Origin of the sequence: Pseudomonas paeninsulae, assembly GCF_035621475.1 — a bacterium.
GTDB classification, from domain to species: Bacteria; Pseudomonadota; Gammaproteobacteria; order Pseudomonadales; family Pseudomonadaceae; genus Aquipseudomonas; species Aquipseudomonas paeninsulae.
In genome coordinates this window covers 1,548,139-1,563,609 of sequence record NZ_CP141799.1, presented here as the reverse complement: position 1 = coordinate 1,563,609, position 15,471 = coordinate 1,548,139, and the positions used below count along the sequence as shown (strand labels likewise).

General features: G+C 50.6%; 18 protein-coding genes. 12 read left to right on the top strand and 6 right to left on the bottom strand.

All coding sequences use genetic code 11. The features are described from left to right. The first annotated feature begins 21 nt into the window (after window positions 1–21). Window positions 22–336 carry a hypothetical protein gene (locus VCJ09_RS07120; protein ID WP_324733725.1) on the top strand — a complete coding sequence of 105 codons (315 nt, stop codon included), beginning with the start codon at window positions 22–24 and terminating at the stop codon, window positions 334–336. A gap of 85 nt (window positions 337–421) precedes the next feature. Continuing rightward, the gene (locus VCJ09_RS07115; RefSeq protein ID WP_324733724.1) at window positions 422–874 is read left to right on the top strand and encodes a DUF6998 domain-containing protein; all 453 of its coding nucleotides are present in this window, start codon (window positions 422–424) and stop codon (window positions 872–874) included. Window positions 875–1,234: 360 nt separating this feature from the next. On the opposite strand, the gene VCJ09_RS07110 is transcribed toward VCJ09_RS07115, so the two are convergent. Continuing rightward, on the bottom strand, window positions 1,235–2,215 hold the full coding sequence (locus VCJ09_RS07110; protein WP_324733723.1) for an IS5 family transposase: 981 nt from the start codon (window positions 2,213–2,215) through the stop codon (window positions 1,235–1,237). A 131-nt stretch (window positions 2,216–2,346) separates the two neighbouring features. Between VCJ09_RS07110 and VCJ09_RS07105 the strand changes: the two genes are divergently transcribed. Both VCJ09_RS07105 and VCJ09_RS07100 read left to right on the top strand, forming a co-directional pair. Then, window positions 2,347–3,018 (top strand): coiled-coil domain-containing protein, encoded by a 672-nt coding sequence (locus VCJ09_RS07105; RefSeq protein ID WP_324733722.1) that lies wholly within the window; start codon window positions 2,347–2,349, stop codon window positions 3,016–3,018. 84 nt (window positions 3,019–3,102) lie between these two features. Beyond that, window positions 3,103–3,981 (top strand): hypothetical protein, encoded by an 879-nt coding sequence (locus VCJ09_RS07100; RefSeq protein WP_324733721.1) that lies wholly within the window; start codon window positions 3,103–3,105, stop codon window positions 3,979–3,981. 136 nt (window positions 3,982–4,117) lie between these two features. On the opposite strand, the gene VCJ09_RS07095 is transcribed toward VCJ09_RS07100, so the two are convergent. Continuing rightward, on the bottom strand, window positions 4,118–4,270 hold the full coding sequence (locus VCJ09_RS07095; protein ID WP_324733720.1) for a hypothetical protein: 153 nt from the start codon (window positions 4,268–4,270) through the stop codon (window positions 4,118–4,120). Between the two features lie 175 nt (window positions 4,271–4,445). On the opposite strand from VCJ09_RS07095, the gene VCJ09_RS07090 reads away from it, so the two are divergent. After that, complete coding sequence (locus VCJ09_RS07090; protein WP_324733719.1) at window positions 4,446–4,862, top strand: hypothetical protein; 417 nt, start codon at window positions 4,446–4,448, stop codon at window positions 4,860–4,862. An 88-nt stretch (window positions 4,863–4,950) separates the two neighbouring features. Next, entirely contained in the window at window positions 4,951–5,589 is a 639-nt protein-coding gene (locus VCJ09_RS07085; protein ID WP_324733718.1) for an SDR family NAD(P)-dependent oxidoreductase, read from the top strand. 20 nt (window positions 5,590–5,609) lie between these two features. On the opposite strand, the gene VCJ09_RS07080 is transcribed toward VCJ09_RS07085, so the two are convergent. After that, window positions 5,610–7,162, bottom strand: a protein-coding gene (locus VCJ09_RS07080) for an IS3 family transposase (protein ID WP_324730516.1) whose coding sequence is annotated in 2 segments (ribosomal slippage) — window positions 5,610–6,700 and window positions 6,700–7,162 — 1,554 coding nt in all. Because the reading frame shifts where the segments join, the coding sequence is not laid out codon by codon here. A gap of 91 nt (window positions 7,163–7,253) precedes the next feature. On the opposite strand from VCJ09_RS07080, the gene VCJ09_RS07075 reads away from it, so the two are divergent. Continuing rightward, window positions 7,254–7,421, top strand: coding sequence for an SDR family oxidoreductase (locus tag VCJ09_RS07075; protein ID WP_324734621.1), 168 nt, complete (start codon window positions 7,254–7,256; stop codon window positions 7,419–7,421). A gap of 812 nt (window positions 7,422–8,233) precedes the next feature. Here the strand turns inward: VCJ09_RS07075 and VCJ09_RS07070 are convergent. Then, window positions 8,234–9,505 carry an IS4 family transposase gene (locus VCJ09_RS07070; protein ID WP_324734620.1) on the bottom strand — a complete coding sequence of 424 codons (1,272 nt, stop codon included), beginning with the start codon at window positions 9,503–9,505 and terminating at the stop codon, window positions 8,234–8,236. Window positions 9,506–9,685: 180 nt separating this feature from the next. Here VCJ09_RS07070 and VCJ09_RS07065 point away from each other — a divergent pair, with 180 nt between their 5' ends. Continuing rightward, a complete protein-coding gene (locus tag VCJ09_RS07065) occupies window positions 9,686–10,165 on the top strand; it encodes a hypothetical protein (RefSeq protein WP_324733717.1) in 480 nt (159 codons plus the stop codon). A gap of 310 nt (window positions 10,166–10,475) precedes the next feature. Here VCJ09_RS07065 and VCJ09_RS07060 read toward each other — a convergent pair whose 3' ends face one another. Then, on the bottom strand, window positions 10,476–11,747 hold the full coding sequence (locus VCJ09_RS07060) for an IS4 family transposase (protein ID WP_324734620.1): 1,272 nt from the start codon (window positions 11,745–11,747) through the stop codon (window positions 10,476–10,478). A gap of 165 nt (window positions 11,748–11,912) precedes the next feature. Here VCJ09_RS07060 and VCJ09_RS07055 point away from each other — a divergent pair, with 165 nt between their 5' ends. From VCJ09_RS07055 to VCJ09_RS07040, 4 genes are all read left to right on the top strand, one after another. Continuing rightward, window positions 11,913–12,578 (top strand): RipA family octameric membrane protein, encoded by a 666-nt coding sequence (locus VCJ09_RS07055; RefSeq protein WP_324733716.1) that lies wholly within the window; start codon window positions 11,913–11,915, stop codon window positions 12,576–12,578. Between the two features lie 83 nt (window positions 12,579–12,661). Beyond that, complete coding sequence (locus VCJ09_RS07050) at window positions 12,662–13,102, top strand: acetyltransferase (RefSeq protein ID WP_324733715.1); 441 nt, start codon at window positions 12,662–12,664, stop codon at window positions 13,100–13,102. Window positions 13,103–13,176: 74 nt separating this feature from the next. Beyond that, the gene (locus VCJ09_RS07045) at window positions 13,177–13,650 is read left to right on the top strand and encodes a P-loop NTPase family protein (protein ID WP_324733714.1); all 474 of its coding nucleotides are present in this window, start codon (window positions 13,177–13,179) and stop codon (window positions 13,648–13,650) included. A gap of 120 nt (window positions 13,651–13,770) precedes the next feature. Next, window positions 13,771–14,268, top strand: coding sequence for a hypothetical protein (locus tag VCJ09_RS07040; protein ID WP_324733713.1), 498 nt, complete (start codon window positions 13,771–13,773; stop codon window positions 14,266–14,268). On the opposite strand, the gene VCJ09_RS07035 is transcribed toward VCJ09_RS07040, so the two are convergent. Next, window positions 14,257–15,285, bottom strand: a complete 1,029-nt coding sequence (locus VCJ09_RS07035; RefSeq protein ID WP_324730628.1) for an IS30 family transposase — start codon at window positions 15,283–15,285, stop codon at window positions 14,257–14,259. The genes VCJ09_RS07040 and VCJ09_RS07035 overlap by 12 nt on opposite strands. Window positions 15,286–15,471 lie beyond the last annotated feature (186 nt).

Genomic DNA, 15,471 nt, shown 5'->3' with positions numbered 1-15,471 from the left:
TTAATCGTTAGGAACCAAAGCATGGATGCGTGCGATCTTCATCTTGAGCAGTTGATTAAAAGTGCAATGAATGAATGCCGTTGCATCCAAAAAAGCGCGGAATCAAATGGGCCTGTGTGGCTAGCAGGCTCAACGAATGAAGCCATTTCAGCAATGACTGGGTATTTAGAGTCGGTGCGCACAACTCGACTACCCCGCCCATCTAATGGTGCTGGTTTAGGTTTTAGCCGTGGCATCGGCGAATGGGCCGATGACTACAAACACCTTATGGGTCTGGCATATGAGATTGATCGTTACTATTCCGACAACTGTAATTGTGCGCGTATTGTTTCCTAACAAGGCGCTCAAATCGCTCACTTCGTTCGCTGGGACGGCGTGCCGCCGCCCCTTAGCTTAATCGTTATGTTTCACAGGCGAAGTCATGGAAGAAATCAATAATCTTTGGCTAAGATACAACGACTACGCAAATAAACTTAGCGCAGCGTTAGGCCGAACAAACAACATAGTTGGCGAGTATGCAGAATATCTTGCTCATAGGCATTACGGCGGGCGGCTATTAAGAGCCTCAGAGTCAAGCGCAGACATTGAGGCTGATGACGGCACCAAATACCAGGTAAAGGCTAGAAAAATAAAAGGCACCACTGCAACCCAGCTTAATGTTATACGCTCATGGAATTTTGACTACCTTGTTGTCATATTATTCGAAGCCGACGGAAAAATTTTTAAAGCACTCGAAGTCCCTGTAGCAGTCGCTAAGAAATACGGCGCAGACAATCAACATCAGAATGGAAAAGTTATAACAACAAGTCGCAAATTTTTATTGGATCCACAGTCAAAAGACATCACGCTTTCAATCATAGGGTTGAGTCAGTGAAACATAACAAATGGTTCAAACCGCTCGCTTCGCTCTCTGGGACTTGCTAAAGCAAGCCCCTTAACCAAACGTTATGCACCATAAGGAGTATGTAAGTTGCCTGACCAAACAAGCAAATGCGCAACTGAGCTATGGAGCTGGGTAAAAGCAATATCAACCTTGCTTATTGTTTTTGTTTTTTCGTACAAGGTTTACTTAACACCAATAGCTCTAAGGATCCTCTGAAGTAGCCATGCATTTCTGGCCGACTTCAGCCCCCGCTGATTTTGAAAGCGGCAAATCGATCAAAAACGATCAGATCACCCGCTCATTTCGGTGTTTCTAGCCGCCGCGAGCACCTCGCGGCGGCTATTGCCCATATTACGGGCGCACCTCTCCTGCATTTGTCAGTAAATGCCTGCGCGCCATCCACAGATTTGACAGCGCGAATAGCGTCACCAGTTGTGCCGTGTTCTTGGCCAGGCCACGGAAGCGCGTCTTCACATAACCGAACTGGCGCTTGATCACCCGGAACGGATGTTCGACCTTGGCGCGCACCTGAGCCTTGGCCTTCTCGATCTTGCGCTTGGCTTTGTACAGCACGCTGCGCTTATCGAGCTTCTTGTAGGTGCTGCGACGTGCTGCAACCTGCCAGATCACTTGACGGCCTTCATGCTCGGGGCGCTTCTCGACACCGGTATAGCCGGCATCGGCCCCGACCATGTTTTCATCGCCGTGCAGCAGCTTATCGACCTGGGTGACATCCGCCACATTGGCTGCCGTGCCCACCACGCTGTGCACCAAGCCCGACTCGTCATCCACGCCGATGTGGGCCTTCATGCCGAAGTAGTACTGCTGGCCTTTCTTGGTCTGGTGCATTTCCGGGTCGCGTTTACCTTCTTTGTTCTTGGTCGAGCTGGGCGCATTGATCAGCGTGGCATCGACGATGGTGCCCTGGCGCAGTGACAGACCTCGGTCGCCCAGGTAGCCATTGATCACAGCGAGGATGCCAGCAGCCAGTTCGTGTTTCTCCAACAGCCGACGGAAGTTGAGGATGGTGGTTTCGTCAGGGATACGCTCAAGGCTCAACCCCGAGAACTGGCGCAGAATGGTCGTCTCGTACAGCGCCTCTTCCATCGCCGGATCGCTGTAACCGAACCAGTTTTGCATCAGATGTACCCGCAACATCGCCATCAGCGGGTAGGACGGACGACCGCCTTCACCCTTGGGGTAATGCGGCTCGATCAGGGCAATCAAACCCTTCCACGGCACCACCCGATCCATCTCGATCAGGAACAACTCTCTGCGGGTCTGCTTGCGCTTGCCAGCGTACTCGGCGTCGGCGAAGGTCATCTGCTTCATCGGAAAACTCGGCGGGTGGTGTCCGGCTATTTTGCCAAAATCGGGAAGTCTTTTTCAGAGTTTCCCTAACCGTAGACTTTCCTACACTTCTCTCATTGCTTTTGGCACTTTTTTCAGTAGCCTTAGCAGCCTTGTTCTACTTCAAGGCAACCGACACCAGTAACACTTTTTACGATAATACTTATAATTTTACGAAAGACATCGCGCAGCTTTTAGTGAAAATGGAAAGTGGCTTTGGTGAACGCCTTCGAAACCTCGACGAAGGCTATTCATCAATGAGAGATTCATTACAACATTACAATGACAGACCAGGGATAGATGTTGAGGCAACAAAGAAACAAATTGAAAGTGAAAAATCCGAAATGGAAAAGGTAGTTCAAGAACGAAACCAAATTATTGAATCACTAATCGAGCGCTCCAGCCTACAGCAAGAGGAAAGATCTACAATTATTGAAGAGTTAAAAGGAAAGGAAATCGAGCTAGCCGAGGCTCAAAAAGAGCTAGGGAGAATGAACAAACGCTTACTCATGGAGCGCATGGAAAAGAAGCGCCTAAGGAGCGTACCTTTTGATTTAGACTCTGGAGCTATTGGTTTCACTAAATCTCAAGTCATTCCAAAAATCGGAATTGAAAGAATAATCAACGCTCCTCGCTCATACATTCAAAAAAGATTTGACATGATGATCAATGATCTTCCACGAGGATATATTGACGATCTGGAGCGAGAAGGCTTCTTCGACAACGGCCTAACTATTAAAGGGTATAATCTCTTAAAGGAACTGGCCGTGCGCGATGATGCATAACAAGGCGCTCAAATCGTTCGCTTCGCTCACTGGGACTGGCTAAAGCCAGCCCCTTAGCTTAATCGTTATATTTTTTGAGGTCGCATGATTCCAATTCAAGATTTTTTAAAATACGTCGACATGTCCGATCTACATGAGAAAATATGTCGTTTCAGGAATCTAGACTTCAAGAAACTATCTTACCAAGAAGTTCAATCCGAAATATCGAAGGTAATTACCTTCGGAACGCCTCATGGCAACATATCTGTTTTAACCCCCAGTAACGGAAGCTATCCTTCCGGCACACGATTCTACCGTGTCAGAGCAATTGACGAAGACGACAGAGTTTTACCACTAAAATCAATGAGCAAAATAAGTGACTGCTGGGAAGCTCCCAATAGCATTACAAAGCCGGGCCGACTCAATAAAGATAAAGAAGCACTTCTATATACATCACCAATGCACCCTCATATAGCCGTCGAGGAGATAAAAATCCAAGACGGCGTGCTTTTCTCACTAATAGTTTATGAAGCAATAGAACAAGTTAATGTTACGATTATTGGTGAACCAACAGCTCATGAAGGCCTATCAAAAGATGAGGCCTTGAAAAGCAGAATGATTCAGGATTTCTTACGCCACGAGTTCATCCGGGATGTAGGCACAGGAACTGAGTACCTTTATCGAATATCCGAATCAATCGCAAAAGACTATTTCGACCTCCCTCCACATGTTCAAGACGCATGGTGTTATCCATCCATTGCCAAGAAAGGTGGTTACAATACTTGTTTTCGTGTCGAAAGCAGGTCAAAACTCCGGCTATGCGGTGTCCAAATAGCCTCAGTCTCCCGGCAAAATGATGACTATCTATTTAACATTAAATTAATTGCGAAAGATTCTGGTGATGGAAGCACCTTGAGCTATCACCAAATTGGCTCAGAAGAGCAGTTAAAGATATTCCCAGAAATCTCCACAGAAAAAATATAACAACTGGTTCAAATCGTTCGCTGCGCTCTCTGGGACTTGCTAAAGCAAGCCCCTTAACCAAACGTTAGGCATACAAAGCAAAGGAATGCGGGCACATGGAAAATCGCGGATTCAATAGTTCAAAACCGTGTATTTCTCATGAGAGGAATTTTGGGCGATTTGAAATCGCGGGCGGGCCAAAAAATCCTGGTTCAGCAATATCCGGCACACCGGCCATGGCATCGCGCTGGCGCTGAGGCGCTCCAAAATCGCCAAACAGAAAAAGCACATGAAACGGCACAAACAGCATGAAAGATCAGACACAGCACTTAAAAGCAAAAGCATTGCCAGCTATCGTGCTGTTTCCGCTTACAGCGCTCGGCTCAAGCGCGAGCCTAACAAGCGGTTCAAGTCGTTCGCTTCGCTCACTCGGGACGGGCTAAAGCCCGCCCCTTAACCTGAACGTTATGCATTAAGGGCTGCTAATGCGTATGCCAGTAATACAAGAAGAATCCAGTGGTTGCGGAATTGCATCGGTTGCTAACATCCTTGGCAAAACGTACCGAGAAATGAAGGTCATAGCCAACGGCATGGATATTCATGCTTCGGATGAAGCACTGTGGTCCGACACTCAGTATGTTCGCCATATGCTGGCCTACGCAGGCGTTCAAACATCAAAGAGCGAAATTACGTTTGTATCTTGGGAGGCATTGCCTGATCTAGCGTTGCTGTCCATCAAGCATCATCAAGAAAATGGCAAAAAATTCTGGCACTGGGTTGTATTCAAACGCGTGGATGGCCAGCCTTTCGTGCTGGATTCAGCCAGCTACCTGCCCTCCAATATTCGCCATGACTTCGAGGCCATGCAGCCCAAGTGGTTTATCGAGGTCATTAATGCATAACAAGCGGTTCAAATCGTTCGCTTCGCTCTCTGGGACGGCGTGCCGCCGCCCCTTAACCTAAACGTTATACGTTTAAGGAGTATTCATCATGGCCAGAGTAGAAAATAAAATTGCTTTAGTCACTGGTGCCGCAAGAGGCATTGGTCAAGCTATTGCAGAATTACTAGCTTTGGAAGGGGCGAAAGTAATTGTTACAGATATTAATGATGAATTAGGTCAGTCAGTGACTAAAAATATAGGTAAAAATGCAGAGTATTTTCACCTTGATGTATCGCAAGAATCAGAGTGGTCAGCTTTATCAAACATCATTAGTGAAAAATATGGGAACATAGATATTCTCGTAAACAATGCAGGTATTACAGGCTTTCTTGAATCCACTGGCCCACATGATCCAGAAAATCTGGACATGGAAAGTTGGCATAAAGTTCATGCTACTAATATTGATGGTGCAGCATTAGGGTGTAAATATGGCATCCGTTTAATGAAATCTTCTAAAGCTGGCAGTATTATCAATATTTCTTCGCGCTCTGGTATTGTTGGAATTCCCGGTGCGGTTGCTTATGCTTCAAGTAAAGCTGCTTTGCGTAATCATACAAAATCTGTCGCGCTGTATTGTGCTGAAAAAAGCTATCCTATTCGTTGTAATTCTATACACCCCGCAGCAATATTAACGCCAATGTGGGATGCAATGCTGGGAGAGGGAGAGCAGCGGCGTTTTGCAAGGTAGTTGTCGCGTCAGCCGTGTTTTTAAGCTGCTATTTTCAGTGCCGGTTGCTCTCTGTCTGGATTGAGTGTGACAGCGCCGATAGGTTGCCAATTTCGAGTCGCGCCCGACCAGCGATGCGGGTGTTGATTGCGAGCATGCTGGTACAGCGCATGACGCTTGGCCAGCACCTCTTGATCCTCGCCACGATGCCGCTGCGCCGGGGTCACGAAGCGGATGCGGCTATGCCGGTGTTCGTGGTTGTACCAGCGCATAAAGTCGCGCACCCAGCTGCGTGCTGCGTCCAGATCGGCAAAACCATCCTGCGGCCATTGCGGGCAGTATTTCAGGGTTCTAAACAGCGACTCTGAGTACGGATTGTCGTTGCTCACCCGCGGCCTCCCGCGCGATGGGGTGATGCCTAAATCGTACAATTTGCTCAGCAGCGTCACTGATTTCATCGGCGCGCCGTTATCCGAGTGCAACACCAAGGGCCGGCCGGCGCAGCGCTCAGTCAGTACGGTGCGCTGCATCAGTTCGGCCGCCAGTTCGCCGCTTTCTTGTTCGTAGACTTCCCAGCCCACGCCCTTGCGGCTGTAGATATCCTCGATCAAATACAGGTAGTAATACTTCCCGCGCACCTTTGAAGCCAGGTAGGTGATGTCCCACGACCAGACCTGGTTGGCCTTCGTAGCGTTGTGCGTGGTCGGCGCGGCATGCTTGTGCGGTGTATGACTGCGGCCACGTCGATGCTGCTGATCGGCTGCTTTAAGGACGCGATAAAAGGTCGCCTCCGAGGCCAGGTAGCGGCCTTGATCGGCCAACCTTGGCACGACCTGGCTGGGCGGCAGGCTGGCGAATTCCGGGCTGTTGCAGGCAGCCAAGATCGCGCTGCGCTCGCACTCACTCAGGGCGTTCAACGGTCGTGGGCGTAGCGTGGTGGTACGCACATCAGCCTGCACCACCGGCGTAGACGCCCAGCGTTGCAGGCTGCGTAGCGACAGCCCGATCTCAGCGCAGGCAACCGCCTTGCGCGCACCCGAAACCACCGCATGGTTAAAACGCTCAACGAGTTGTTGCCGTTCTGGCAACGAGGTCAGACGTCCTCGCTGTCGTTTCCCCAGAAGGCATTCATCTTTTTTCGTAGCACCAAGATGGCGGCGGTTTCTGCCAGCGCCTTGTCCTTGCGCCGCAGTTCGCGCTCTAGCTCTGCGATGCGCTTCTTGTCGGCACGCGCTTGTTCGCGCTCGGCTTGACGCTGAGCCTGGGCCGACTGCTGGCCGCTGATGCACGCTTGGCGCCATGCGCTGATTTGCTCAGGGTACAAACCCTTGCTGCGGCAGTACTCACTGAGCTCAATCTCACTCAAGGACGCCGCGTGCAGCACCGCTGCAAACTTGGCTTCAGCCGGCCAATTATCGGTTTGTTTCTTGTCTCCAGGCACCACCGCACCTCCTGCTTTGAGCTTGGTGCGCCAAGCATACAGCGTCGCTTCGGGGATGCCTTCTTGGCGCGACAACGCCGCCACAGACATGTTTTGTGGCGGGAGTAATTTGTTCAGCAGGGCAGCTTTACGTTCAGGTGAATAACTCGACATATCAGCTCTCTTTGACGCCCCCGATCTACCGTTTTGATAAATCAGCCGAAGCGACAACTAGCCTGACACCGGGGGGCAGAGAGAGGTCGCAATCAAAGCTATAGCTGCTGATGTTCCCCTTGGTGAAATGGGTGAACCTAATGATGTGGCTTATGCTGCTTTGTATTTAGCATCAAGTGAGTCTAAATACGTAACAGGTATAGAAATAAATATAGATGGCGGTATTCTTGCTGGTAGTGCAGCGGCTCCATCAAAGTAACGTATAACAAGGTGCTGCTACGGAAAATTTACTCGCTGGCGCTCCTAAATTTCCACAGAGCACGGCGTTAGGTTTACAACATGGAAGCATCATCAACTTCATCTCCTCGCCAAAAAATAAGCTTCATCGGAGGGAGTCAACCGCTATGGAAGGCATTCTGGTTTTTGTATGTTCTAGGTAGTCTTTCTTTCACGGCCATTTCTGTAGTACTAATAAAACTTCTCTCAGCAAGCCATGTGCTATTACAAGCAAGTCATATTTTAAATCTACGAACAGAGGAAACTTTAGTGTTGTTCGCCACTACAATTGCAGTGGTTTATATTATGTATTTTTTATTTTGTTCAATTTCCATCTGGCGCTGCTCCATAAACACCATGAAAAGACATTGGGCGCTTCTCGCAAAACTCATAATTTCAATAAATTTTGCTTGGATTTCTTGGAAAGCATTTTCCGCCTTCGGCTCTTTAGTAATGTACTTTTCCAATCATTATTTTTTCAGCACATAGCGCTGCGTAAAAACCTAACAAATGGTTCAAATCGTTCGCTTCGCTCACTGGGACGGGCTAAAGCCCAATGTCATCAACTTAAGCTCCCAGCCCTGCCTGGAGCAAGCAAATCCAGGGCTTGAGCGCTCGGTTGCAGCAGCACCGCCACCGGTTTTGCTCCCCGATTCAGCGCATGTGTAACCTTGGCGGCAGCTTAATGGGCGCCAATTCGCCTTAGCGAGCGGGTTTCTCTTTTTCCGGGCGAGCGCGTACCGACCGCTTCTGGCCAGCTTTTTTGCACGGCGTTTTTGGCGGTAGTGCGGGTTCTCAGCGCGTCGGTTTGGCCCCCTCGCAGCCGCGGCTGGCCGGGCGCTTGCGCTTACGCGGGAAGCTGCGCCCTGGACGCACGGCGCTGAGACTGTTGGTCATCAGCGCCAGCACGTTGGCCAGCCCCTGAGCACAGGGGCGCACCAGCAGCTCAACCAAGGTGTTCTTGAGGCGCGACACCCCTTGGGTGAAGTTGACCTTCCAGCGCAACTTGCGGCCTTTGTGGCGCTGCTCGATGACCGGTTGCAGCAGGTAGTTCATCAGCAGCCCCAGATTCTTCAGCAGTTGCCCGGCATGAAAGTCCTGCTTCACCGCTACCACGCTGCGACCGCTGAAGTTGTCCAGACTCAGGGTCTGCTTGACGCGGCGGTAGTCCGTCTCGATGCCCCATCGGCGGTGGTAGAGATCCGCAAACACCTCGGCCGGGAAGGCCTGCCGGTCCAGCAGAGAGGTCAGCAACACTTCGCTTTCACCGCTCGCCAGCTCGACCCGAACCAAGCGTAATTCGACCTGGCCCGTGGGATCGACGCCGGCCTCGGTACAAAACAAGCGCGCTTCTGGATGACTGGCCGCGAAGAACAGCGTGTCCTCGACCTGACCCGACCGGAGAAACTGTTTGACCTGCGCGTTGTAGCCACAAGGCAGGCGCATCAGGAAATGCCGCCGTTGCTGCTCGAACAGCGCGAACAACCAGTGCCCAGGGTAGCCGCGATCAAACAGCGTCAGGCTGTCAGGGGGCAGATGCGCGAGATGCAAGTGGGTGCAATCACGCTCGCCGACTTCGAATGGCACGATCAGGCTGTGCAGCGTTTGGCCGTCGGCGACGTCGTAGAGCATGGACAGGCGGGCAACGGGAAACTCGCTGTGGCTGCCAAAGAAGCGCGTCATGGCCGGCTCCAGCGGTAAATGTACGGTGGAGCCATCCACGGCGAGTACGCGTAGCCCGCACCACGTCTGGCGCAGCCCGAGGCTGTCGATCTGGTGCTGAAGGACTTGGTTAAGGCTCTCGAAGACCTCGGGCTTGAGCTTGCTGCGAGCCTTGCTGAAGGCTTGCGCGGTAACCACCTGGGTCTCGGCCGAGGCCTGATTTAGCACGCGATAGAACTGATCGAGTTCGGTCTGCAAGGCGGTGCGCGGCTGATTGAGCAAGAACAGGACGAGGTTCTTGAAGGTCAGCTGACGTCGGCGGGTAAAGTCTTGAGGGTGCTGGCGGTGGGTATCGATGAAGGCGGGACAATCAAGCTGGCTGGTTATTTTTTGTACAATTTTCAGGCCAGGGTTTGCTGGGCGGTGTCAAACGGTGTGGAATGAGAGGCCATAAGGAGTTTTCCTATGCGCTAATTTGAGCGCTAATTATATGATATTTATAGAGAAACTGCTTAAGTTGATGACATTGGGCTAAAGCCCGCCCCTTAACCAAACGTTAGCCCACTCTTGGAGGAGATTTAGACAATGAAAAAAAACATAATATTTTGGGCAGTATGTGCCGTAGCCTTTATTGCATGGAAATTTATATTTTCAACCGATACGGCAAAAGACACCTTGAGAGCTATTGTTGTGCCTAACAATGAACTCAATGCCGCACAAATAAAGCAAATCGAGGATATCGCGGGAAACATAGCCGCGCAAAGTAATGCAAACAAGCAGGCAATGCTGGATGATATGACAGTTTCATTTAACGCGGTTGCAGTCGGTAGGAATGTTCGCTTCGAGAATGTAATACGTGTAAAGAAAGGTTTGCCGCCCAACACAATTAAAGAATGGCTGGACGCAACAGCAAGCGAAATTATTCCAAAAATTTGTGCCCAGAACGCGAAGAACCCAGCATTCGACAGAGGCTTGTCATATACATTCGCATACAGCAACGCGTATAACGAAAAACTAGGTGACGTATTCATAGATCAGACTACTTGCAAAAATAAGGGGCTGTGAGTCATTTCGGTTGCCGGGCTAACAAACGGTTGAAATCGTTCGCTACGCTCACTGGGACGGGCTAAAGCCCAATGTCATCAACTTAAGCTCCCAGCCCTGCCTGGAGCAAGCAAATCCAGGGCTTGAGCGCTCGGTTGCAGCAGCACCGCCACCGGTTTTGCTCCCCGATTCAGCGCATGTGTAACCTTGGCGGCAGCTTAATGGGCGCCAATTCGCCTTAGCGAGCGGGTTTCTCTTTTTCCGGGCGAGCGCGTACCGACCGCTTCTGGCCAGCTTTTTTGCACGGCGTTTTTGGCGGTAGTGCGGGTTCTCAGCGCGTCGGTTTGGCCCCCTCGCAGCCGCGGCTGGCCGGGCGCTTGCGCTTACGCGGGAAGCTGCGCCCTGGACGCACGGCGCTGAGACTGTTGGTCATCAGCGCCAGCACGTTGGCCAGCCCCTGAGCACAGGGGCGCACCAGCAGCTCAACCAAGGTGTTCTTGAGGCGCGACACCCCTTGGGTGAAGTTGACCTTCCAGCGCAACTTGCGGCCTTTGTGGCGCTGCTCGATGACCGGTTGCAGCAGGTAGTTCATCAGCAGCCCCAGATTCTTCAGCAGTTGCCCGGCATGAAAGTCCTGCTTCACCGCTACCACGCTGCGACCGCTGAAGTTGTCCAGACTCAGGGTCTGCTTGACGCGGCGGTAGTCCGTCTCGATGCCCCATCGGCGGTGGTAGAGATCCGCAAACACCTCGGCCGGGAAGGCCTGCCGGTCCAGCAGAGAGGTCAGCAACACTTCGCTTTCACCGCTCGCCAGCTCGACCCGAACCAAGCGTAATTCGACCTGGCCCGTGGGATCGACGCCGGCCTCGGTACAAAACAAGCGCGCTTCTGGATGACTGGCCGCGAAGAACAGCGTGTCCTCGACCTGACCCGACCGGAGAAACTGTTTGACCTGCGCGTTGTAGCCACAAGGCAGGCGCATCAGGAAATGCCGCCGTTGCTGCTCGAACAGCGCGAACAACCAGTGCCCAGGGTAGCCGCGATCAAACAGCGTCAGGCTGTCAGGGGGCAGATGCGCGAGATGCAAGTGGGTGCAATCACGCTCGCCGACTTCGAATGGCACGATCAGGCTGTGCAGCGTTTGGCCGTCGGCGACGTCGTAGAGCATGGACAGGCGGGCAACGGGAAACTCGCTGTGGCTGCCAAAGAAGCGCGTCATGGCCGGCTCCAGCGGTAAATGTACGGTGGAGCCATCCACGGCGAGTACGCGTAGCCCGCACCACGTCTGGCGCAGCCCGAGGCTGTCGATCTGGTGCTGAAGGACTTGGTTAAGGCTCTCGAAGACCTCGGGCTTGAGCTTGCTGCGAGCCTTGCTGAAGGCTTGCGCGGTAACCACCTGGGTCTCGGCCGAGGCCTGATTTAGCACGCGATAGAACTGATCGAGTTCGGTCTGCAAGGCGGTGCGCGGCTGATTGAGCAAGAACAGGACGAGGTTCTTGAAGGTCAGCTGACGTCGGCGGGTAAAGTCTTGAGGGTGCTGGCGGTGGGTATCGATGAAGGCGGGACAATCAAGCTGGCTGGTTATTTTTTGTACAATTTTCAGGCCAGGGTTTGCTGGGCGGTGTCAAACGGTGTGGAATGAGAGGCCATAAGGAGTTTTCCTATGCGCTAATTTGAGCGCTAATTATATGATATTTATAGAGAAACTGCTTAAGTTGATGACATTGGGCTAAAGCCCGCCCCTTAACCAAACGTTAGCCATAAGAATATGACCGAAAATATCACGACAAAAGAAATAACCCCCGAAGAGTATGAGCTCGCATTCAAAGGCAAAGAGGTCGAGGCTCTAAAGCAGGCACTCGACATAAGAAAATTCGAAATCGAACTATATTGGAAGCGCGCGTCATATTTTTGGACATTTATCGGCGCAACAATGGCTGGCTTTCTTGCTATACAAGCCTCATCAGCCCAAAACAAACAAGACCTTACAGTAATCCTTTCCTGTCTCGGCTTTGTTTTTTCTTTTGCGTGGGTATGCGTCAATAGAGGGAGCAAATTTTGGCAAGAGAACTGGGAAAAGCATGTTGACGTACTAGAGGATAAAGTTACAGGGCCTCTTTATAAAATTGTAATGTCTAGAAATTCAACAAGTAATCTCAGTGAAAAAGCTGTTCACCTCATTACCGGACCTTCATCAATATCGGTTTCAAAAATCAACCAAATAATTAGCATTTATGTTTTTATACTTTGGGCGCTGCTACTATTTTATTCTCTACCAGAGTTCGGCATTGAGAAGTCTATAAATTGGTTTTACTTCGCCTTGCTGGCACTGAGTATTTCGTCATGTACATTGTTCTTAATGCTAGGCCGCTCATATGGCGGCGGGTATTTTCATACTGCGAAAATACGTAAATCCAGAGTGAAAAACGGCTAACAAGTGGTTCAAACCGTTCGCTGCGCTCACTGGGACGGGCTAAAGCCCGCCCCTTAACCAAACGTTATATTCCTAAGGTACGTATGCAGATCGACACAGTCACAAAAAGCGACTATTTGGTGTTAATAGAAATCTGGGAGTCATCAGTGCGTGCCACACATGATTTCCTGAACGAAGAGAATATTGACTCTCTTAAACCTCTAATACTTGAGCATTATTTCGACGCAGTGGATTTGCGAGTTGCTAAAGATGAAAGCAATGCAATCGTTGGCTTCATTGGGGTCGCAGAACAAAATATTGAAATGCTTTTTATATCTCCATCGTACAGAAATAAAGGCATCGGATCACTATTACTAAAAAATGCCATAAAAAATCAGGGGGCGCGAAAAGTCGATGTTAACGAACAGAACCCTGATGCAACCGGATTTTATGAGCATTTAGGCTTTGGTGTAACTGGTCGTTCCCCATTAGATGGGCAGGGCAACCCATTTCCACTACTCCATCTGGAGTTAACCGGAATATAACAAATGGATCAAACCGTTCGCTGCGCTCACTCAGGACGGGCTAAAGCCCGCCCCTTAACCAAACGTTAGGCCTAATGAAAATTCTTATCTTTGGCAACTCCGGCTCGGGAAAATCCACGCTTGCTCAGTGCCTAGTTCAAGATCACGGATTGGCCCATCTCGATCTTGATTCAATCGTATGGGAACCCGGCAAAATTGCTGTTCCACGGGCACCAGAAGCTGTGAGCGAATCACTTCGAGCATTTCTTACCACCCATAAAAATTGGGTTATTGAGGGCTGCTACGGCGAACTCATTGAAGCAACTACAAGTTATTGCTCTGAGTTGATCTTTCTTAACCCTGGGCTTGAGGTCTGTCTTGAGCACAACCGACATCGCCCATGGGAACCTCATAAGTATTCGTCTCAGCAAGCTCAAGATGAAATGCTAGAGAATCTACAAACTTGGGTTGCCGGCTACTATGAACGTCAAGATCAATGGTCGTACCACGCACACCGTCAGATTTTTGATACTTTTTCAGGCCACAAATGCGAACGATCTGCAGGCTAATCAACGGTTGCCTAGCAGCACTCAAATCGTTCGCTTCGCTCACTGGGACTGGCTAAAGTCAGCCCCTTAACCAAACGTTATGCACTCCGAAAGACATTAATTACCTACCAGGTTTAATACATGGATGATTTTTACATAGATAAAAAAGGCTTAGCTGCTTACTTTGAAATGCAGTGGCTAGATAAGTTACGAGATGACGGAGTACATGAAGTCCTAAAAAGCAAATCTAAGTCAGTACCCGATTATTTTATTTTATCAGATCACACTAGTAATGTGGCTCGTTTTATAAGCAGCGCTCTTGAGAGGGACTCTATTTCTCCGGAAACTGTTCTTGAGGTAGGACCTGCTCTTGGCAGGAATTGCTACGAGCTAGTAAAAAAATATGCTGATATAAAGTCCGTTACTGTAGTTGAACCATCTCAACGACTGCTCTCAAATTTCAAACGAATACTAATTGACGGCAGTGGCTGTGAATTTCCCTATATCAAGAGCGCAAGCGAATTAGAGAGTTTATATTTTCAAACTGAGTCGATAACAAAAGATTGTAGTCATATTAATTTTTCTCTAATCAAAGCACGGCGGTTGCAGGAGCTGAGTGCAACACGGTTATTGAATTGAAGCGGGCGCATCATGTTGCATCGTCATCGCTTTTTCCATCATCTCTGACATCACCTCAATTGGGCACTTCCAGTTGAAGCGCTTACGTGGACGAATGTTCAACTCATAAGCGATGGCATCCAGCTGTTCCTGGCTACATACAGACAAGTCCGTGCCCTTGGGCAGATACTGGCGAATCAGGCCATTGATGTTCTCGTTGCTGCCGCGCTGCCAGGGGCTGTGCGGGTCGCAGAAGTAGATTGCCACCCCTGTTTTCTGGGTGATCTCAGCATGCCGGGTCATTTCCCTGCCCTGGTCGTAGGTCATGCTCTTGCGCACAGCCAGCGGCATCCGGTTGAGGGCCGCACTGAAACCCTCAACCGCCGAAGTTGCCGTTGCATCGTTCATCTTGATCAGCATCAGGTAATTGCTACTGCGCTCGTTCAGCGTGCCCACAGCAGAGGCGTTGGCCTTGCCTTTGATCAGATCACCTTCCCAGTGCCCCGGCATCAAGCGGTCTTCAATCTCTGGCGGACGCAGATGGATGCTCACCATCTCCGGGATCTGGTTGCGCCGATCAACGCCCCCTGCACGCGGCCTACGCGTACTCTTGCCCTGGCGCAGGCACTGGATCAGCTCCTTGCGCAGCTCGCCCACAGGCAGGGCATAGACCGCGCTGTAGATCGTCTCGCGGCAAACGTAAGCATCTTCAAAACTGGGAATATCCATGCTGCGCAGCTTGCCGGCAATCTGTTCGGGAGAGAAGTTTTTTCGCAGCAACTCCACCACCAACTCAAGCAGTTCGCTGCCCGGCACTAGCTTCTTTTGCGGGCGACACGCCTCTCGACGTTGACGCATATGCCCCTGGGCCGTAGGTGCGTGATAGATGCCGTTGGAGCCGGTGTTACGTCGCAGTTCACGACTGATCGTGGAGCGGTTGCGACCAAGTGCTTGGGCAATTGCTTGCTGGCTCATGCCATGCAACCGACCCACTTGAATCGTGGCGCGCTCTTCAATGCTGAGTTCGTGATATTCCATTGGGCCGCACCTTACCGGAAAGGTCAGGTGTTGCACTCAGTTTCCGCGGCCGCCCACCCTTTGAACGCGGATTAGTTGCAGGGAAGTTTGATTTAGTAATTTGCTTAAACGTTCTAGATCAATGTGAATCACCACAGAGCATGGTTGATGCTTTAAAGGAGGCAACTGCTATCAATGGTGTTATGG

Excerpts from the sequence above, each read along its gene's own strand:
- VCJ09_RS07120 (WP_324733725.1), top strand. The coding sequence starts at position 22 with ATGGATGCGTGCGATCTTCATCTTGAGCAGTTGATTAAAAGTGCAATG.
- VCJ09_RS07115 (WP_324733724.1), top strand. The coding sequence starts at position 422 with ATGGAAGAAATCAATAATCTTTGGCTAAGATACAACGACTACGCAAAT.
- VCJ09_RS07110 (WP_324733723.1), bottom strand. The coding sequence starts at position 2,215 with ATGAAGCAGATGACCTTCGCCGACGCCGAGTACGCTGGCAAGCGCAAG.
- VCJ09_RS07100 (WP_324733721.1), top strand. The coding sequence starts at position 3,103 with ATGATTCCAATTCAAGATTTTTTAAAATACGTCGACATGTCCGATCTA.
- VCJ09_RS07095 (WP_324733720.1), bottom strand. The coding sequence starts at position 4,270 with ATGCTGTTTGTGCCGTTTCATGTGCTTTTTCTGTTTGGCGATTTTGGA.
- VCJ09_RS07090 (WP_324733719.1), top strand. The coding sequence starts at position 4,446 with ATGCGTATGCCAGTAATACAAGAAGAATCCAGTGGTTGCGGAATTGCA.
- VCJ09_RS07085 (WP_324733718.1), top strand. The coding sequence starts at position 4,951 with ATGGCCAGAGTAGAAAATAAAATTGCTTTAGTCACTGGTGCCGCAAGA.
- VCJ09_RS07065 (WP_324733717.1), top strand. The coding sequence starts at position 9,686 with ATGAAAAAAAACATAATATTTTGGGCAGTATGTGCCGTAGCCTTTATT.
- VCJ09_RS07055 (WP_324733716.1), top strand. The coding sequence starts at position 11,913 with ATGACCGAAAATATCACGACAAAAGAAATAACCCCCGAAGAGTATGAG.
- VCJ09_RS07050 (WP_324733715.1), top strand. The coding sequence starts at position 12,662 with ATGCAGATCGACACAGTCACAAAAAGCGACTATTTGGTGTTAATAGAA.
- VCJ09_RS07045 (WP_324733714.1), top strand. The coding sequence starts at position 13,177 with ATGAAAATTCTTATCTTTGGCAACTCCGGCTCGGGAAAATCCACGCTT.
- VCJ09_RS07040 (WP_324733713.1), top strand. The coding sequence starts at position 13,771 with ATGGATGATTTTTACATAGATAAAAAAGGCTTAGCTGCTTACTTTGAA.
- VCJ09_RS07035 (WP_324730628.1), bottom strand. The coding sequence starts at position 15,285 with ATGGAATATCACGAACTCAGCATTGAAGAGCGCGCCACGATTCAAGTG.